The organism is Prevotella sp. oral taxon 313, assembly GCF_003043935.1.
Taxonomy (GTDB): domain Bacteria; phylum Bacteroidota; class Bacteroidia; order Bacteroidales; family Bacteroidaceae; genus Prevotella; species Prevotella jejuni.
On record NZ_PYXE01000001.1, the window covers coordinates 1186966 to 1205991 of the forward strand.

The following is a 19026-nucleotide window of genomic DNA, read 5'->3' on the forward strand; positions in this document are numbered from 1 at the left end:
AAAGGGTGAAATGGAGTTAGGACAATATTTTACCTGTCGAGAAATATAAAAATGGTAAGGGGTTATACCTTTATTAAAGATAGCCCTTAGGATATGAGCAATAGGCATAACCCCTTTAAACTCTTAATATTTCAATCCCATATTATAAAGGATGAAGCCATAAATGTCAGCTTGTTCTTCCAACTGCTTAGACAGAGGTTTGCCACTTCCGTGTCCCGCCTTGGTATCAATGCGGATAAGTGTTGGTGTGTCAGCAGCATTATCAGCCTGCAATGTAGCTGCAAACTTAAATGAGTGCGCAGGTACAACACGGTCGTCATGGTCGGCTGTTGTTATCAAAGTAGCAGGATACTTTGTACCAGGACGGAGGTTGTGGAGTGGAGAGTAAGCGTGGAGATAATCAAACATCTCCTTTGAGTCAGCACTTGTTCCGTAGTCTGGAGCCCAGTTCCAACCAATAGTAAACTTATGATAACGTAACATATCCATAACACCTACTTGTGGGATACATACTTTATAAAGGTCGGGACGTTGTGTCATGCAAGCTCCTATGAGCAAACCACCATTTGAGCCACCAACGATAGCGAGGTAGTCTTTACTTGTATATTTATTCTCGATAAGCCATTCACCAGCTGCAATGAAATCGTCAAAAACATTCTGTTTCTGCATCTTCGTGCCTGCTGTGTGCCAATCTTCTCCGTACTCGCTACCACCACGAAGGGATGCTTGTGCATAGATGCCACCATTTTCAATGAAAGGAATACGTACAGAAGAGAAGTATGGGGTCAAGGCTATATTGAAGCCACCGTATGCATAGAGGAATACTGGGTTCTTACCATTGCGCTTCAAGCCTTTCTTATAAGTGATAAAGAGAGGAATCTTTGTCCCATCCTTACTTGTATAGAATACCTGTTCGCAGACATAGTCAGACTCTTTGAACTTAACCTTTGGTGCTGCATATACCTTACTGTTTGCAGAACTGAGGTCATACTGAAAGATGGTAGTTGGTACGGTGAAAGAAGAGAAGGAATAGAATACCTCTTTACGATCTTTCTCTCCATAGAAAGCCGCACTACCTAATGTCGGAAGTTTAATCTCTGAGAGTTGTTTACCATCCATAGAATAAACGTACGCGTGGCTGGAAGCATCTTTCATATAGTTGAGAATCATCTTTCCATCAGCAAAGGTAACTCCTTCAAGCATGTCCTTAGACTCTGGTACAAGGGTCCTCCATTCACTGAAACCAGGGTGCTTGAGGTCTGTGACCATCAGTCGGTTCTTAGGTGCACCATCATTAGTAAGGAAGTACATCTTATCACCAATAGTCTCAATCAGGCTATACTGTAAATCAAGATTAGAAGTCATCTGAATGAATTGACTATTAGGTTGACGGAGATCACGTACATAGACAATGTTGCCTGAGCCTGCACCGCTTTCATAGAGGAACATCATGGTCTCTTCTTCATTAACACTTACAGCATAGAAACGCATTGGGTTTGCTGGATTTTGGTAGAAGAGGACATCTTCAGACTGTGGAGTACCTATCTTATGATAGTAGATTTTCTGGACAGAATTGACATTACTGAACTCATGTCCTTTCTGTGGAGCATCATAGGCACTGTAATAAAAACCGTCACCTTGCCAAGATGCGCCAGAAAATTTGGCCCAATTAATATGGTCATCAAGCAGTTTTCCTGTCTTGACATCCATTACATAGAACTCCTGCCAGTCGCTTCCGCTGCGAGAGATAGAGTAGGTTGCATACTTGCCGTTGTGTGAGAAGTAGATACCCTTCAATGCAACGGTTCCGTCTGATGACAGTTGATTAGGGTTAAGGAATACACGTGCGTTCTTCTCATCCCCAAGTCGATCCATGATATACAGTACACTCTGGTTCTGCAGACCATCATTCTTGTAGAAGAGCCACTTCCCAATAGATTTAATGTAGGAAGGAGCTGATACCTTCTCATAGTTTGATAACTCCTTCATACGTTTTAGGAGTTTCCCACGGAACGGAATACGGGAGAGATACTCCTGTGTAACCTTGTTCTCAGCAGCTACCCATTCAGCAGTAGCTTTAGAACTATCATTCTCTAATGGGCGATAAGGATCGGCAACTTTCACTCCAAAATAGGTGTCTACAGTCCCATCCTTTGGAGCTTGTGGATACGTTAGCTTCTGTGCCATCATGCTTGTAGCAGACAATAATGCTGCGGTTAGTAATACTTGTTTCTTCATATAGTAAAGATTTTAATGAATGAATGTTGTTTGCGATAGGGCGGACTTATTAGTCTAATTAGGCTTATTGGGCTGATATGCCCAATATGCCCAATCAATGATATAAATTACTTTAAGCTTTCTTGATACCACTCGTAGAGTTTCTCAACACCACCTTCTATTTCCACTTTATGTGTCCACCCAAGGCGGTGCAACTTCTCTACATCAATGAGTTTTCGTGGTGTACCATTCGGCTTCTCGGTATCCCAGATTATATCTCCTTCAAAGTGAACAGTCTTCTTGACAAGTTCTGCAAGTTCTTTGATGGTAAGTTCTTTTCCAGTACCTACGTTGATGTGGCAGTTACGAATCTCTCCTAATGATGGGATAGCACCACCACGGCCTTCAGAATTGTTCCGGTCGACTACACCATCAACCTTTGCACCATAGAAAACACTTGAGTATTTCTCAATTCCAATGATGTCCTTGAAATCTACGTTCAATAGGATATGAACGCTGGCATCAGCCATATCTTCACTCCAAAGGAACTCACGTAATGGACTTCCGTCACCCCATAGCGTTACCTTATTATTCTCAATGCCATAGAAAGCGAGAGCTTTCAAGATACGTTCTTCTGTATTCTTACCATCAACATTACCTTCACCAATCTCTGCACGCAACTTGTCGGTTGGATTGATAGGGCGCTTGTTCATATCATTACGTATAGCATCCCAATCATTCTCGTGGATTAGTTTGGCAAGGTAAATCTTGCGCATCATTGCTGGCATCACATGAGAGTTCTCCAAATGGAAATTATCATTAGGCCCATAGAGGTTTGTTGGCATAACTGCTATGTAATTCGTACCATACTGAAGGTTATAGCTTTCACACATCTTCAGTCCAGCTATTTTTGCAATAGCATACTCTTCATTACTGTATTCCAAAGGAGAAGTCAATAGAGAGTCTTCGTGCATTGGCTGTGGTGCATTCTTTGGATAGATGCATGTACTACCAAGGAAGAGGAGTTTCTCTACTCCATGAAGATAGCTTTGCTCGATAACATTACATTGTATCTTCATGTTTTGCATGATAAAGTCTGCCCGATAGAGGTAGTTAGCCATAATTCCTCCTACAAATGCAGCTGCGAGAACAACAGCATCAGGCTTTTCCTCATCAAAGAATCGCTTTACAGCTTGCTGATCAGTTAGGTCCAGTTCTTTATGACTTCGTCCAACAAGATTCTTGTATCCTCGTTGTAGAAGATTGTTCCATATTGCTGAGCCAACCAATCCATTGTGTCCAGCGACGTATATCTTACTATTTTTATTCATTGCGTATTTGTTGAATAGACTGTAAAAAGTAACAATAGCTGATAGAAAGCGACTATTGAGAATCGCCAACTATCAGCATAAGCAGTAATTATCTCTATCTGTGAGGAGAGAGAATGACGAAAGATGTCCTACTTAACGATACCTTTCTCCAAATACTCTTCAAGATTTGTCCTAACCTTCTCAGCAGCACCTTCAGATGCAACTTTTGCCATGTCGCTGTCTACCATAATGTTGACAAGCTCTTCAAAGCTGGTACTGTTAGGATTCCATCCAAGTTTTGCCTTTGCCTTTGTTGGCTCTCCCCAGAGATTGACAACGTCAGTTGGACGATAAAAATCAGGACTTACCTCAATGATAACATTTCCAGTTGCCTTGTCAATACCCTTTTCGTCCATGCCTTCGCCTTGGAATTCAAGTTCTATTCCTACACGTTTGAAAGCGTAATAGCAGAACTCTCGAACACTATGTTGTACACCCGTTGCAATAACGAAATCCTCTGGTTGTTCTTGTTGGAGGATTAACCACATACACTCTACGTAGTCCTTAGCATATCCCCAGTCACGAAGAGAACCGAGGTTGCCCAAGTAGAGCTTGTCTTGCTTACCCTGTTTGATACGAGCTGCAGCAAGTGTAATCTTACGAGTAACGAAGGTTTCTCCACGACGCTCACTCTCATGATTGAAAAGAATACCAGAGCAACAATACATATTATAAGCCTCACGATATTCCTTCACAATCCAGAAACCATATTGCTTAGCAACTGCGTAGGGACTGTAAGGGTGGAATGGGGTGTTTTCGTTCTGTGGAACCTCCTCAACCTTGCCGTATAATTCGGATGTCGAAGCTTGATAGATACGACAAGTCTCTGTCATTCCCAACTGACGAACAGCTTCAAGAATACGTAATACGCCCACAGCGTCGACGTCAGCTGTAAACTCTGGAGAGTCGAAGCTGACCTGTACATGACTTTGCGCTGCAAGATTATAAATCTCATCAGGGCGAACTTTGCTGATTACTCCAAGAATACTCATTGAATCACTGAGGTCAGCATAATGCAAATGGAAATGAGGACGTCCCTCTAAATGAGCTATACGCTCACGGAAATCTACTGATGAACGACGGATAGTTCCATGCACATCATAACCTTTTTCGAGTAACAATTCTGCCAAATAAGAACCATCTTGGCCTGTAATACCCGTGATAAGTGCTTTTTTCTGCATTATATTTTATGATGATATTATTATATTCCTATGGTTGCACAAAGATACAAATTATTATTAATAATTTATCTTTTTACGGATAATAAACCTTAAATTTATATTTAATTTAATTCTAACTATGATGTTTGAACTCAACTATTGTTTAGTTTATCATCCTTTTCGAGGGATATGTGCAAACTTTCCTATGCTTTAGAACTTGTTTCTCTGCATATTTTTTGATTAAGTTTGTGATTGTTGTAAGCTCTCCACATGTACACTCTCTGTGTACCTCAAGTTGTTGGATACTTCGTTCTCCTCATAAGATAACACGCAAGAAAGTCGTTGGCAGTTCCCACTTCTCAATGAAAGATGGATTTGCTTTACTTTATTTGCCAGCATCTTCATAAGGATGTATCAGTAATTGCTCTACACTTCAAGGTAATCGGTAGGATTATGAAAAAGAATGACATTAAGATGTGTGTAATCTTCTCAAAATAATACTATACCTCCTCTTGGCATTGGTTGTATAATAAATTGTGTTTCAGTAGATTATATGCATAGTAAAAGAAGGTGCTTCTCTTGCTTCAAGAAGGGCGTCTTCAATATGCAAGAAGGGCATGTACTTGAACGTAAATAAGGCTTTTCTGTAAGCTTAAAGAGCGTGTGTTAGAATTGATGGGGACGAAAAATATTGACATGAAAGCATGAGTAATAGTCTTTCTCCCGCCCTGACATCGAATATAAGGGGATTAACTACTGATATGCCTCACGTATTTTGCATGTGGGTTTAATATTCTCACTTCTTTTATTAGCTTCTTTATAGCTGAAATCTTATTATTTAGATTTTCACTTGTAGAAGGAAGAAAGGAGGTAGATGTATATCTCCTTTCTTTAACAGGTTCTATTACTCATTTCTCTGAAAGGTATAAAAAAAGCCCATTCAAAAAAGAATGAGCTTCAAGTTTATATATGTGATTAATTTATCCTACCATGTTCTTGAGGTCTTCCTCAACAGAGGTAATACCGCCCAGACCAAAGTTTTCAACCAATACTTTCAGAACGTTTGGAGAAACGAAGGCTGGCAATGTAGGACCGATGTGAATATTCTTGATACCAAGGTAGAGTAGGGCAAGTAGGACGATAACTGCCTTCTGCTCATACCATGCGATGTTGAACTCGATAGGAAGGTCGTTAATATCGTTTGCACCAAAGATTTCTTTTAGCTTTAATGCAACAACAGCCCATGAATAAGAGTCATTACACTGTCCTGCATCCAATACACGTGGGATACCGTTGATGTCGCCAAGGTTCAGTTTGTTGTATTTGAACTTAGCACAACCACTGGTCAAGATAACAGTATCCTTTGGTAGCTGAGCAGCAAACTCTGTATAATAATCACGGCTCTTCATACGACCATCACACCCACTCATTACAACAAACTTGCGGATAGCACCACTCTTAACGGCTTCAACGACCTTATCAGCTAACGCAAATACTTGTGCATGAGCAAAACCACCGACAATCTCACCCTGTTCGATAGCTGTTGGAGCCTTACATGTCTTTGCGATCTCAATTACTTCAGAGAAGTCCTTGTGACCATTCTCATCAGCTACGATGTGCTTCCAACCAGGGAAACCAGTTGCATTAGTCGTGAAGACACGATCCTTATAACTTGCCTTTGGTGATGGAGGAACAATACAGTTCGTCGTGAAGACGATAGGACCATTGAATGTTTCAAACTCTTCCTTCTGCTTCCACCATGCATTACCATAGTTTCCAACGAGGTGCTTGTACTTCTTCAACTGTGGATAATAGTGAGCTGGGAGCATCTCACCATGAGTATAAACATCTACACCAGTACCCTCTGTCTGCTCCAATAGTTGCTCAATATCCTTCAAGTCATGACCAGAAATAAGTATACCTGGACGGCTACCAGTACCAATATTAACCTTTGTAAGTTCTGGATTGCCGTATGCCTGCGTGTTTGCTTTATCAAGCAATGCCATTGCATCTACACCGAATTTACCAGTTTCCATTACTGTAGCAAGCAATGTATCCATGTCAGCAGCTGGGTTTGAAATGGTAGCAAGAGCTTTCTCCATGAAGGCGATGATGTCTTCGTTGCGCTCGTTGAGGCGTGAAGCATGCTCGTAGTAAGCAGCCATACCCTTCAAACCTAAGACTGTCAACTCTTTCAACGAACGTATATCCTCATTCTCTGTGCGGAGTACACCTTCGCGATTACCTTCTGCTTCGTAGTCAGCCTTCTCACCTCCCCAATTTACTTCTTGATAATCAGGTAAAGTTACATTCTTCTCTTTTGCAAGAGAAAGAAGTTCGTGCTTAATTCGAACACCATTGTCCACCTTATTTAATATAGCTTGATCGTCAAAGTTGGCATTTGTAATCGTAGCGAAAAGTGCGTCTACGAGATAATCACCAACCTCCTGATTCGTTTCTATGCCTGCCTTGCGAAGCGAATCTGCTATTGTGGCAACACCTCTTACAACGCCAAGTAACAAATCTTGCCAACGGCTTGTGTCTGCTTTCTTACCACATACACCTTGAATAGTACACCCTGTACCTTTTGCTGTTTCCTGACATTGGAAACAGAACATTTTGTTTTCTGCCATGTTTCTTAGTTCTATATTTATTTCAATAATGTTATTTTCGGAAGCAAAGGTATATGATGAAAGAAAGTGAACAAGGTAACATTTGTGACGGGTTAAGGTTAAAAAAATATAAAGGAGATAGTTCTTTGTTTACGACGTATAAGATTTGTCTTATGTAAAGAAGAACGTAAAAAGATAAAATCGGAAACGCTTTGTATAAAAAGATGTTAAGATTATATATGTAAATAATTTATACATGGATAATAGAGAGTGTAATTATTTCTTTGTGAAATATAATAACTAATAGATATTAAAAAACTTGCTATAAACTTGACATTCTTAATTAAAAATGTTATATTTGCAGTGTAATAACAAATAGGTAACTAAAAATACACGGATTATGGCTAAGTACAATTTAACTGAAAAGAAAGAGAAGGTAGCTGCTTACCGAAGTTTGGTCAGTCCGCAACTAATGGATGAATTAAAGGAGAAAATCCTTAATATCATTCTTATTCAGCAACGTTACAAAGACAAGAATTATTCTGCCAAGCAACTTGCTGAGGACTTGGGGACTAATACACGCTACATCTCGGCGGTAGTAAATGTGAGATTTCACATGAACTATACGTCATTCGTTAACAAATTCAGAATAGAGGAGGCTATGGCTCTATTGGTTGATAAACGTTATCAAGAGCTGAATATGGAAGATATCAGTGATATGGTGGGTTTCTCAAACAGACAATCATTCTATGCTTCTTTCTATAAACTAAATGGTGTCACCCCACGTGACTATAGAATGCGGCATTCAACACAACACTCATCTGAAGATGTACGTGTGAAGAAACCGCTTAAGAAATAAATAAAAAATGATTGAATCAATAGGAGAGGAAACTTTTAACTTTCAGGATGAACGGTTTGCCGATATACAACTATTACGATATCGGCTCCCGGATTTCGAATCACTGACAATTAGGCAAAAACAGTTAATATATTGTTTGTCGCAAGCTACGCTATTTGGACGTGATATAACATTTGATCAGTTCGGCAAATACAACCTCCGTATTAGAAAGACTTTAGAGGCTGTCTATTTGAACTATAATGGTGAAAAGTTAGATTATAATTTTCGTGCTTTAGAGGAATATCTGAAGCACGTTTGGTTTGCTAATGGTATTTATCATCATTATGCGTGCGATAAGTTCTCACCATTATTTACAGAAGATTTTTTTCGTAAAGAAGTCTTAGCGCTTGAAGTCAATCAGCTTCCGCTTAACGAGGGAGAGACTGTTACGTCTTTGCTCGATGAGCTATGTCCTGTAATCTTTGATCCGACAGTTCTTCCAAAGCGAGTTGATAAGTCGGATGGTAAAGATATAGTACGCTCCTCTGCATGTAATTATTATGACGGAGTTTCTCAGCAGGAGGTTGAAGAATTTTATGCTAAGTTAAAGCAAGAAGGCCCAATAAGTGAAGTGCCATCTTATGGATTAAATTCTACTCTTGTAAAAGAAGGTGATTTAATCCGTGAAGATGTCTGGAAAATAGAAGGGAAATATGGGGCTGCGATTAGACAGATAGTATTCTGGCTAAATTGTGCAAAAGAATTTGTTGAAAACAAACGACAGCATCGTGTGATAGAATTGTTAATTCGTTATTATGAGACAGGTGATTTACATGATTTCGATACATATTCTATTGAGTGGTTACGTGAGCAGAATGGGCGTATAGACTTTATCAATGGTTTTATTGAGGTCTATGGTGACCCTATGGGATTGAAAGGCTCATGGGAAGGTATCGTTGAATATAAAGATCTTAAAGCCACACACCGTACACAAACTATATCTGCTAATGCACAGTGGTTTGAGGACCATTCACCAATTAAGCCTTTGTTTAGGAAAGAGGTTGTAAAAGGTGTTACAGCAAATGTTGTTTGTGCTGCAATGTTGGGAGGTGATGAGTATCCATCTTCAGCTATAGGTATAAATCTGCCAAATGCTGACTGGATTCGAGCAGAGTATGGTTCGAAGAGTGTGACAATATCTAATCTTACCCATGCTTACAATATGGCTGCGAAAGGAAATGGCTTTCGGGAGGAGTTTGTCATTGACGATGATACACGAAGACTATTAGAACTATATGCTGATAAGACCGATGATCTTCATACAGATCTTCATGAATGCTTAGGACATGGGAGTGGACGATTACTGCCTGGTACTGATCCTGATGCGTTGAAGAACTATGGTAATACTATAGAAGAGGCTCGTGCTGATTTATTTGGGTTATATTATATAGCAGATCTGAAACTTTTAGAGCTTGGACTCTTAGATAATGAAGAAGCTTATAAGGCGCAGTATTATAGCTATATGATGAATGGTTTGCTCACCCAACAAGTCCGTATTAAACCTGGCAAACAGATAGAAGAGTCGCACATGCAGAACCGTGCACTTATTGCGCAATGGGCTTTGGAGTTAGGAAAAGATGATAATGTTGTAGAGCTTGTAACTCGTGAAGATGGAAAGACAGGCCAATCAAAAACATTTGTGCGTATTAATGACTATGAAACTTTACGGTATATCTTTGCTTATCAACTTGCAGAGATACAGCGTATTAAGAGCGAAGGAGACTTCTATATGGCTCGTGCTTTAGTGGAGAAGTATGCTATCAAACTGAATCCTGTTCTTCATGCAGAAGTATTACGTCGCTATGAAAACTTGAATATAGTACCTTATAAAGGGTTTATAAACCCAGTCCTTACACCTGTTTATAATGATTTTGGTGAAGTAATAGATGTTGTCGTAGATTATTCTGAGTCATACACAGAGCAGATGTTACGATATTCTCGAGATTACCAAACACTTTGATCATAATTTTATAAGTGTATTGACATTTGATGTATATTATGCTTTTCGGGTATATTTGATAGTCTCAACCCATTGGTGGAATTAAATCAGCGTGTATTTGAACCTGCTTATAGGTTTGTTGATAATGTAGTTGATGTGTTCTAATGCGGTCATCGTACAGACTTTTCCCACTATTCGGACAAAAAGAGCGCATGTTTCTTTGGCGTACTTTCTGATGACGAGGAACTGGTTTGTAAGTTGTGAAAGTACTGTTTCAATCCTCTTTCTTACCTTTGCTATAGGGTTGAAGGTTGGCTTTTAGTTCTTTTGGATAAGCCTATATGGACATTCAAGCCTGATGTTAACAATATCAAAAATGTCAAGTTGATTTTCCGCACTGATGTACCCTTTGTCTTCTAAGATGCTACAATTGTGATAAAATGGCTTGTTGTCTTTGAGTTCTTTAATATTGTATACACTCGTTTGGGACAAGTCGTATGAATGTATGACGCCCCCTGTCACCATTGTTGGTGTTAAGGGGGCATTTTTTTTGTTCGTTTAGACACGTCGCTTTTTATGTTTCTTTTCAATTCATCTTTGTACTTTTCTGCACATAATATTTTGAAATGTGCTTATTAATATGTATCTTTGCACAGAGTTTGAAATATTGTGCAATGGAAAAGATTCCAAGTTTTAATGAGTTAATAGAGAAGAGTATCATCGAATTTTGGGATCGTGATGCTCTAACCGATTATAAGGGTAAGACCCTCCAATATCATGATGTTGCAAGAAAGATAGAGAAATTGCACATTATGTTTGAGGCAAGTGGTGTTAAACAAGGAGATAAGATAGCGCTTTGTGGAAGGAACTCTTCTGCATGGGCAGCTGCTTTTCTTGCCGTACTCACCTATGGCGCAGTAGCTGTACCTATCTTGCATGAGTTTATGCCAGAGCAGATTCATAATATTGTTAATCACTCTGATGCAAAACTACTCTTTGTTGGTGACGTCGTAGTTACACAGGTTGACGCCATGAAGATGCCAAAGTTGGAAGGTATCATCTATATCCCTGATTATTCATTGGTAGTAAGTCGTACAGACAAATTAACCTATGCACGCGAACATCTCAATGAGGAGTTTGGGCGTCGTTATCCGAAGTATTTCCGTCAAGAAAATATCCATTACTATCGTGAACAGAGTCCAGATGAATTGGCTTTGATAAATTACACAAGTGGAACGACAGGACGTTCAAAAGGTGTTATGCTTCCTTATCGTTCTTTGTGGAGTAATGCTGATTTCGCAAAGCATGTGTTAGGTAATATCATAAAGCCAGGCGATAATGTCATCAGTATCCTTCCGATGGCCCACATGTATGGAATGGCATTTGAGTTTATCTTTGAGTTCCTCTCAGGTGTTCATATCTATTACCTAACTCGCATACCTTCTCCTGCAATTATTTCGCAAGCTTTGCAGGAAGTTAAGCCAGTAATCATGATTGCCGTACCATTGGTCATAGAGAAGATTATTCGTAAGAAGGTCTTTCCAAAGATACAGAACAATCGTATGCGTTTGCTTCTTAACATGCCAGTTATTAATAAGAAGGTACGTGCCAAAATACGTGAGCAAGTTTATCAAGCATTTGGTGGTAATCTATATGAGATTATTATTGGTGGTGCAGCCCTCAATGGTGAGATTGAATCTTTCTTACGTCGTATAGAGTTCCCGTATACGGTAGGTTACGGTGCAACGGAGTGTGGTCCAATTATTTGTTATCGTGATTGGCATAGCTTTAAGCAAGGTTCTTGTGGACAAGCTGCCTTACATCAAGAAGTGCGTATAGATAGTCCTGATCCAACGAACATTCCAGGAGAAATTCTTACCAAGGGTCCTAATGTCCTCTTAGGATATTATAAGAACGAAGAAGCCACAAGTCAGACAATCGACAAGGACGGATGGTTCCATACAGGTGACCTTGGTCTGATGGACCAAGACGGGAATGTCTTTATTAAAGGACGTTCGAAGAATATGCTTTTAGGTAGTAATGGGCAGAACATCTATCCAGAAGAGATAGAAGACAAGTTAAACTCTCTTCCTCTCGTAAATGAATGCTTGGTTATTCAGAGTGGCGAGAAGCTTATAGCTTTGGTACATCCTGATTATGATGAAGCTCAGAACTTAGGACTTAATGCTGACGATATTAAGAATATCATGGAAGAGAATCGTACACAGTTGAATGCTATTGTACCGGCCTATTGTAAGGTTTCAGAGATACGTATTCATGAAGAAGAGTTTGAGAAGACACCAAAGAAATCTATCAAGCGCTTCTTGTACACGGAATAAGTTCTTGATAAATTAGATAGACAGAGTTTGGGGATATACATCTCTTTTATCCGACTTTAATGTTCGTATGGATAAAAGGAGAAGTATATCCCCAATTTTGTTTCCTTACTTTTGTGTATAGATAAGTTGAATATTTTGAAATACAAACACAAGAAAAACTCATTGAACTTTTTGTCTCTCACAAATTTTTAGAACACAAGAAGCCTGTTGGGTATTTTCTTTCTCACAGATTCTCACAGATGAACAGAAACCTTTCTGCGAACAGGGAGAACCCACAAACGCCGGCAAGCGACGATAGATATCACAGAGCCTTTCTGCTAACCATCAACACCTAACATTTAACACCCAACACCCAACAATAGCTGAAACGCTCTGTGTTATCGGTTTGGCTTAACGCCTCTGAATTGTTTTTGTGAAATCTGTTCTTCAGTATAACTCTGTGAGAAAAAGAATACCAGAGAAAAAGATATCTACCATAAAGCAAGAAAAATCACATATTAGGATAAGACCAAGAAAGGGAAGATCAGATTAATATCTCTGCTGACCAATGATTTTCAGATGTCGGCAGAAGATATTATACCTATCTATAAGAGAGGATGGCAAATAGAGACTTTATTTAAGTAATTAAAACAGAATTTCCCTCTAAGATACTTCTATGGAGAGAGTGCGAATGCTATAAAAACAAAAATATGGATTACGCTTATAGCCAATCTGCCTGTAACACTTGTGAAGAACAAAATAAAGAGACCCAGGGGCTTCTCAGGCTTGGCAACAATGATAAGAATTCTACTTATGAGTTATGTCTCAATACAAGGTTTCTTTGAGTAGCCACATAGAGACTGGGGAAACGGACAGCGATAATTCACTTTCTTTTTTTATATTTTTTTGCTAATTTCTTGTTTGTTTCATATATTCTCACTACCTTTGCGGCCAGTTAAAATAAAATTAACTCGTAATAACGATGAGAGTCATAAAGAATATTAATTCAGCAAATGTTTGCACTTTATTAGGAAATAAAGGCGCAGATGTGCTTTGTGCTGCGTTAGATTCTTTAACGAAGAAAGACGAAAAAAATATCGCAAATTATTTGGTAGTTCCAAATAATTTTGTACTCTCTCTCTCTCTCTCTCTCTCTCTCATATAGGCCAGGCCTAACCTCCTCACTTTTTTCTTCTCGCATACGCGCGCGAGGCGTGCCGTGCAACCCCTGTAAACAAAGGACTTTTCGGAGTTTCCTTTGTTCGCTTTTTTGTGTCCCTACGTAAACGAAATAAGAAGAAATTAAGCACGAAATAATAACTATTTTAATTGATAAAACAATGGAGAAAAAGAAACAAAAGAAGAACTATTCTGCACCAGAGTGTGAAACAGTTCAGGTAAGTGAAACCACTTGTTTGATGGATACGTCTTACCCGGGTCAGCATAACCCTGCACAACCAGGTGGTACATCAGGAGATGCCAAGAAAGCATTTGATTGGATGGACGAAGACGAGGACGAAGATGTGGACGAAACTCCAGCATGGAAAGACTAACAGAAAGTAATAAACTAAAAGAACAACGAAAAATGAAGAAAACAATGAAACAGCATTCATTCGCATCACGTTTAAATTCTTTGGCACTCGTATTTGGTATCACCTTGGCTTTTGCTTCTTGTGCCAATGAAGAAATAGCGCAGAACTCAAATGGCAAAGATTACGATGTAAGCCTAACAACTTTCTCAACAGGCGACCCAGCAACCCGTACATCTATGGAAAGCAATGGTACGTTCTATTGGGAATCTGGCGATAAGATTTGGGTTAAAGATGATAATGGTGCATGGCAGCAAAGCAGCAATGCTCCAACAGAAAAGACAGCCTACTTTAAGTTTAAAGTGCCTGGCAAGTTTACTAAAGACAACACCTATAAGGTTTATTATCCTGGTAAGAATGGTAATCAAGATCAAGTCTCAATCGTTGCTAACCAGAGTCAAGCAGAGCCAAACACTACAGCTCATTTTGGTACAGCAGGCGATTGTGGTATGGCAGATGCTGCATGGTCAAATGCAAAGAATGGTTTTGCTTTTACACTCGACCATAAGGCAGCTTACCTTCTCTTCTTGCCACGTACCAGCAACACAATTTTACAGGGCTGCTACTTGACTAAGGTAGAGGTTAATTCTGACAACGACATTACCAGTACTTACACACTCAACCCAACAACAGGCGAACTAACGGGCACAGGGACAGGCAAACAGATTATCGTTTCAACAGGTGGTAGCGGAACTTACGCTAATGGCTTTCCTTTAAGCGCAGCTACCAACGGTGCATACGTCGTAATAAAGCCAGGTACGCACATACTCAAGATCCGTTATTGGCTGAAGGACGTTGCAACTGGTATAGAGGGAACTATAACGAAGACATTACCATCAGCTACCTACGACCAAAATAAGTATTACAATATCACTGCTAACCTTGACGTACGTGTTTACGATGGCGACCATTATTATATGTGGGACGCACAGGAACAGTACTGGAAGGGGCACGAATGGAGCCTTGGTGGTAGCCAGCCAACACTCAGCCAAGGTCTTACAGGCGCAACAACCTCAAATGATTACGCTAAGAGTAACGCAGACTCACGTTACTACAACGAATCATTTACTTACGGTGCAGATAATAAAGCTACCCACACATCATGTAAAGACCTTCCCAACGTTAACGAGATGACATGGTACGTCGCAAAGGGCGAACCACGTTGGGACGCAGACGAATTATGGACAACAATGGGTCGCTTATATAAAGGTGGCATGTGGTTTAAGAAGAAAGCAAATATAAGCGGATACAATCCTAACACCGCAGTAGACGGAAACGATTGGCGAACAGATATAGTATCAGGAAACATCGGGTCTATCTCTTATACTCTTCCTTCCGCAGCCGATGCTGGTAATTACTTCTATCTGCCCGCCTTGGGTGCCTACGTCTCTGGTCAGCTGCACAATGTTGGCAACGTTGGCCGATATTGGTTGTCGAGTGCTCCTACGCGCTACAGAAACAATGCGTACATCCTGTACTTCGGAAGTGGTATCCTCTTCGTGGGCGCAACCGACCGCACCACCGGGTTATGGGCGGAGGCGTTATTCGAGTAGTCCTTGCGATTGCTTTTTGCAGGTATCGCCCTCTAAAAGGCGATACCTTAAGCACCGCTGTAAGGCGTTCGACGAAAAAGGACCTCTGCCCAACTTTCCTCGAAGGGAGGGAGTGCCTAACGGACAAGGCTTCTGCTAAATGCGTATTCCGTCGCTGCGCTCACCGTATCTACGTGTTGGCGGATGCGTATTTAGCTACTCGTAGATACGCATTGCGTAGCTGTTAGATGCGTATCTAACAGCAGCGCTCACCGCATTCAGCAGCAACGCTCACCGCATCTAACGGCACGTAGATACGCATTGCTCAGCAAGGGAATACGCATCTGGCGGGAAGAGGGTGCAGAAAGGAGAAAAGAAGAGACGATGAAAGGGAGGAATAAACCAAGAAAATAGAATGGGGCAGCATGAAGAAGCACGAAGAAAGCTGCAGAGGCGTGCTGCCCTACGCTATGATAATAAGAATCTAATGTATAACTTTAAACACGAAGAATCATGAAAATTCGTTTAGTACCAAAGAAAAATCCGCAGAAGCGGGAAGAAGTAAAGTTTTATGCTAACCCTGTTAACCTTGGGCACAAGTCGCTCGACGACATTGCACGTGACATTGCGGGGCGTTCGTCCTTGACTCGTGGTGATGTGTCGAACGTGTTGTATAACTTTATCGACTGTCTGCCCCATTATCTCCGTGATGGTTTCAGCATTCAGTTGGGCGAGTTTGGCTCGATGCGTGTCACACTGTCGAGCAAAGGAGCAGAAAAGGAAGAGGACTTTAAGACCGCAACCATTAAGCCTCGTGTTGTCTTCACGCCTGGCGGAGAATTGAAGCGAGAACTTGCCGCAAACTCCTACGAGTCGGTGAGGAAGAAGGAGGAAGCAGACAAGGACAAGAAAAAGGAGGATAAGAAAAAGAACGGAGGAGGAAATGGCCCAGTAGCGGGCCAAGGATAGGAAAGGATATTGGGCTAATAGGGCTAATGAGGCCAATAGGGCCAATAAGGCTAATAAGGCCTAATGAGGCTAATAAGGCTAATGAGCCTAATAAGGCCAATATTCAAGAAAAGAAACAAGTTCGGTTTTAATAATACTGAATTGATTAATTTAGTTTTAATTATGTTTCCAGCGGGAAGGCATTGATGTGATATCAATGACGATACATCGGTAATTTAATTTTCGTTTCTTGCCCCTGGCACCATGGTTGGTGTCATGGGGCAAGTTTTTTGTGGTAGCTCGTTGAATTTTTTCTCACAGATTTTCACAGATGAACAGAAGCCTTTCTGCTCACAGGGAGAACCCACAAACGCCGGCAAGCGACGACAGATGTCACAGAGCCTTTCTGCTAATTTTGGTTATATCGTTCTGTGTTATCGGTTGACTTGATGTCTCTGTGTGCCTTTGTGAAATCTGTTCTTCTGTGTAGTTCTGTGAGAGAAAAAGGAGAACATGAGAGAGAGAGGCCCCTCCCCCCAACCCCTCCCCCGAAGGGAAGGGGTGTGATCACTGAGATGCCCCTATAATGAGGGTGTACGCTTCGTTCTATCCTCTTATCAGCAGCTCTATAGGGGTAACCTCACATACTACGCCCCTTCCCTGCGGGGGAGGGGTTGGGGGGAGGGGCCGCTTCCTTTAACGTGAGCAGTAATGCTCTGTGTCATCGGTTGACTTAATGTCTCTGTGTACCTTTGTAAAATCTGTTCTTCTGTGTAACTCTGTGAGAAAAAGAAGACTCTTCAGATGTTTTGAGTGATAAGGGCATCCCTTTCCGTATTTCTGTATGCTTTATAATATAGGAGCTTTAACAAATAACTCCATATTTCAGAAGAACCTTTCTTTTTACAGAGAAGGGTAGGTTTATGCCTTTGTAAGCGATCTCCCCGTATCCCATAGTAGTCTTTTAGCCCAGCGAAGAACGACCAACGCACTTATTACAGCTACAGCCGAGTCTATCCATGTGATATGCCAAAACATTGCGCAGAGTATTCCTATGATAGCCCCAATCTCTGTTAATGCGTCTGAGAGGACGTGGAGATAAGCAGCATGACTGTTGTAATCCGTTGTGCCATCGTGTCCATGAAGTACAGAAGCACTAATCGTATTTGCCACTAAACCTATACCAGCTGTGATAAGTGCAAGTTCGTAGTTGAGAATCTCCCTCTCAGCAGTGAATCGTTCTACTGCCTCTACGATTATAAAGATAGCCATAAGAATCAATAGAATACCACTTGTAAAAGCCGATAGGTTCAGTATTTTCTCTGTGTCATAATGAGTTGTTCCCTTGTTCTCCAATCGGCGCACGAGTATGTAAGCAGCCCAGTTAAGTCCGATAACCAACACGTGTGAACCCATGTGTACACCATCTGCGAAGAGTGCCATAGAATGGGAAGATAGTCCCACTATTACTTCGGCAATCATTACACAGAAGGCAAAGATTACCACAAAGGCTGTACGCTTCTCTTGTGAAGAACGTTCTATGTTATTTGACATTATTTTCTTTATTTCCTATGTTTAGAATTTGTTTACATCAATACTGGCGTCTGAATGTTATAAGCTTTGTTTATGAATGTTTGATGACACCAAAATGCGTAAAGGCATTGCGTATTCCGTCATTGTCAACACTTGTTGTTATATAGTCAGCCACGGCCTTTACGCTGTCATTCGCATTTCCCATTGCTACTCCGATACCTGCTGTTTGTAGGATACTGATATCGTTTCCACCATCACCAAAGGCGATACATTCTTCCAAACTCAGTCCAAGATGCTTTGCCATTTGCCTTAAAGCATTCCCCTTGTCAGCTCCTTGTAAGGTTATGTCAGTAAAACTTGGATGCCAACGTGCTGATGTGCAATGTGGCATGAAAGGTAAAATACCTTTCTCTTCTTCCTCACTGAAGAAAGGGGTAAGTTGTAAGACTGGTTGATAGAGCAGCGGTTCTACAGGTTTGTGGATGTCTATATTGTTCACATTCAAGTCTTGGACGAATATCTCATCAAAGATATGTTTATGATTGTAAAGTGCCACATCAGTTCTACCACATACCAAAACAGAATAGTCACGTCGACTTGCATCGTCAAGCATAGCTCTCACCTCGTTTTCTGGTATGGGCATAAGCGTAATATCCTTGTCGTCAATGAAAGTTCTTGCCCCATTGAAAGTGATATATCCGTCGATGAGATGACGAATAGAGTCGATATTATTTATAATCGCTACAGGGCGACCTGTAGAAATGAATATCTTCACACCTTGTTCCTTTGCTTGTTCGATAGCCTGTATTGTGGAGGCTGGAATCTGATGTGATTGGAAGGATACTAATGTTCCGTCTATATCGAAGAATGCAGCTTTTATTGCCATGATGAATCTCTTTTGGTGTACAAA

Annotated in this window: 12 protein-coding genes and 1 pseudogene; 6 read left to right on the forward strand and 7 right to left on the reverse strand. The window is 40.6% G+C overall.

What is annotated here, in order from left to right; translation table 11 throughout:
• Positions 1-123: 123 nt before the first annotated feature.
• The 4 genes from AXF23_RS04580 to hcp form a co-directional block, all read right to left on the reverse strand.
• Positions 124-2238: a prolyl oligopeptidase family serine peptidase gene (locus AXF23_RS04580; protein ID WP_107624462.1), complete on the reverse strand. Its 2115-nt coding sequence runs from the start codon at positions 2236-2238 to the stop codon at positions 124-126.
• A 107-nt stretch (positions 2239-2345) separates the two neighbouring features.
• The gene (locus AXF23_RS04585) at positions 2346-3548 is read right to left on the reverse strand and encodes a GDP-L-fucose synthase family protein (protein ID WP_107624463.1); all 1203 of its coding nucleotides are present in this window, start codon (positions 3546-3548) and stop codon (positions 2346-2348) included.
• Positions 3549-3676: 128 nt separating this feature from the next.
• Positions 3677-4768 (reverse strand): GDP-mannose 4,6-dehydratase, encoded by a 1092-nt coding sequence (gmd, locus tag AXF23_RS04590; protein ID WP_107624464.1) that lies wholly within the window; start codon positions 4766-4768, stop codon positions 3677-3679.
• A 959-nt stretch (positions 4769-5727) separates the two neighbouring features.
• Positions 5728-7380 (reverse strand): hydroxylamine reductase, encoded by a 1653-nt coding sequence (gene hcp, locus AXF23_RS04595; RefSeq protein ID WP_089366824.1) that lies wholly within the window; start codon positions 7378-7380, stop codon positions 5728-5730.
• Between the two features lie 379 nt (positions 7381-7759).
• Here hcp and AXF23_RS04600 point away from each other — a divergent pair, with 379 nt between their 5' ends.
• Entirely contained in the window at positions 7760-8218 is a 459-nt protein-coding gene (locus AXF23_RS04600; RefSeq protein ID WP_009010604.1) for a helix-turn-helix domain-containing protein, read from the forward strand.
• 7 nt (positions 8219-8225) lie between these two features.
• Positions 8226-10217: a dipeptidyl-peptidase 3 family protein gene (locus AXF23_RS04605; protein ID WP_107624465.1), complete on the forward strand. Its 1992-nt coding sequence runs from the start codon at positions 8226-8228 to the stop codon at positions 10215-10217.
• Between the two features lie 81 nt (positions 10218-10298).
• Here the strand turns inward: AXF23_RS04605 and AXF23_RS16220 are convergent.
• Positions 10299-10709: pseudogene (locus AXF23_RS16220) on the reverse strand (transposase); the annotation flags it as partial.
• A gap of 161 nt (positions 10710-10870) precedes the next feature.
• Here AXF23_RS16220 and AXF23_RS04615 point away from each other — a divergent pair.
• From AXF23_RS04615 to AXF23_RS04640, 4 genes are all read left to right on the forward strand, one after another.
• Positions 10871-12535, forward strand: a complete 1665-nt coding sequence (locus AXF23_RS04615) for an AMP-binding protein (protein ID WP_089366827.1) — start codon at positions 10871-10873, stop codon at positions 12533-12535.
• A gap of 1319 nt (positions 12536-13854) precedes the next feature.
• Entirely contained in the window at positions 13855-14067 is a 213-nt protein-coding gene (locus AXF23_RS04630; protein ID WP_102048229.1) for a hypothetical protein, read from the forward strand.
• Between the two features lie 32 nt (positions 14068-14099).
• The gene (locus AXF23_RS04635; protein WP_089366135.1) at positions 14100-15656 is read left to right on the forward strand and encodes a hypothetical protein; all 1557 of its coding nucleotides are present in this window, start codon (positions 14100-14102) and stop codon (positions 15654-15656) included.
• Positions 15657-16148: 492 nt separating this feature from the next.
• Positions 16149-16604: an HU family DNA-binding protein gene (locus AXF23_RS04640; RefSeq protein WP_107624467.1), complete on the forward strand. Its 456-nt coding sequence runs from the start codon at positions 16149-16151 to the stop codon at positions 16602-16604.
• Positions 16605-17504: 900 nt separating this feature from the next.
• On the opposite strand, the gene AXF23_RS04645 is transcribed toward AXF23_RS04640, so the two are convergent.
• Positions 17505-18137 carry a cation diffusion facilitator family transporter gene (locus AXF23_RS04645; RefSeq protein ID WP_009010614.1) on the reverse strand — a complete coding sequence of 211 codons (633 nt, stop codon included), beginning with the start codon at positions 18135-18137 and terminating at the stop codon, positions 17505-17507.
• 70 nt (positions 18138-18207) lie between these two features.
• Positions 18208-19002 (reverse strand): Cof-type HAD-IIB family hydrolase, encoded by a 795-nt coding sequence (locus AXF23_RS04650; protein WP_107624468.1) that lies wholly within the window; start codon positions 19000-19002, stop codon positions 18208-18210.
• Between the last annotated feature and the right edge of the window lie 24 nt (positions 19003-19026).

What these genes read in the sequence shown, in the direction of transcription:
- AXF23_RS04615 (WP_089366827.1), top strand. Translation starts at nt 10,871, where the DNA reads ATGGAAAAGATTCCAAGTTTTAATGAGTTAATAGAGAAGAGTATCATC.
- AXF23_RS04600 (WP_009010604.1), top strand. Translation starts at nt 7,760, where the DNA reads ATGGCTAAGTACAATTTAACTGAAAAGAAAGAGAAGGTAGCTGCTTAC.
- hcp (WP_089366824.1), bottom strand. Translation starts at nt 7,380, where the DNA reads ATGGCAGAAAACAAAATGTTCTGTTTCCAATGTCAGGAAACAGCAAAA.
- gmd (WP_107624464.1), bottom strand. Translation starts at nt 4,768, where the DNA reads ATGCAGAAAAAAGCACTTATCACGGGTATTACAGGCCAAGATGGTTCT.
- AXF23_RS04640 (WP_107624467.1), top strand. Translation starts at nt 16,149, where the DNA reads ATGAAAATTCGTTTAGTACCAAAGAAAAATCCGCAGAAGCGGGAAGAA.
- AXF23_RS04580 (WP_107624462.1), bottom strand. Translation starts at nt 2,238, where the DNA reads ATGAAGAAACAAGTATTACTAACCGCAGCATTATTGTCTGCTACAAGC.
- AXF23_RS04630 (WP_102048229.1), top strand. Translation starts at nt 13,855, where the DNA reads ATGGAGAAAAAGAAACAAAAGAAGAACTATTCTGCACCAGAGTGTGAA.
- AXF23_RS04635 (WP_089366135.1), top strand. Translation starts at nt 14,100, where the DNA reads ATGAAGAAAACAATGAAACAGCATTCATTCGCATCACGTTTAAATTCT.
- AXF23_RS04650 (WP_107624468.1), bottom strand. Translation starts at nt 19,002, where the DNA reads ATGGCAATAAAAGCTGCATTCTTCGATATAGACGGAACATTAGTATCC.
- AXF23_RS04645 (WP_009010614.1), bottom strand. Translation starts at nt 18,137, where the DNA reads ATGTCAAATAACATAGAACGTTCTTCACAAGAGAAGCGTACAGCCTTT.
- AXF23_RS04585 (WP_107624463.1), bottom strand. Translation starts at nt 3,548, where the DNA reads ATGAATAAAAATAGTAAGATATACGTCGCTGGACACAATGGATTGGTT.
- AXF23_RS04605 (WP_107624465.1), top strand. Translation starts at nt 8,226, where the DNA reads ATGATTGAATCAATAGGAGAGGAAACTTTTAACTTTCAGGATGAACGG.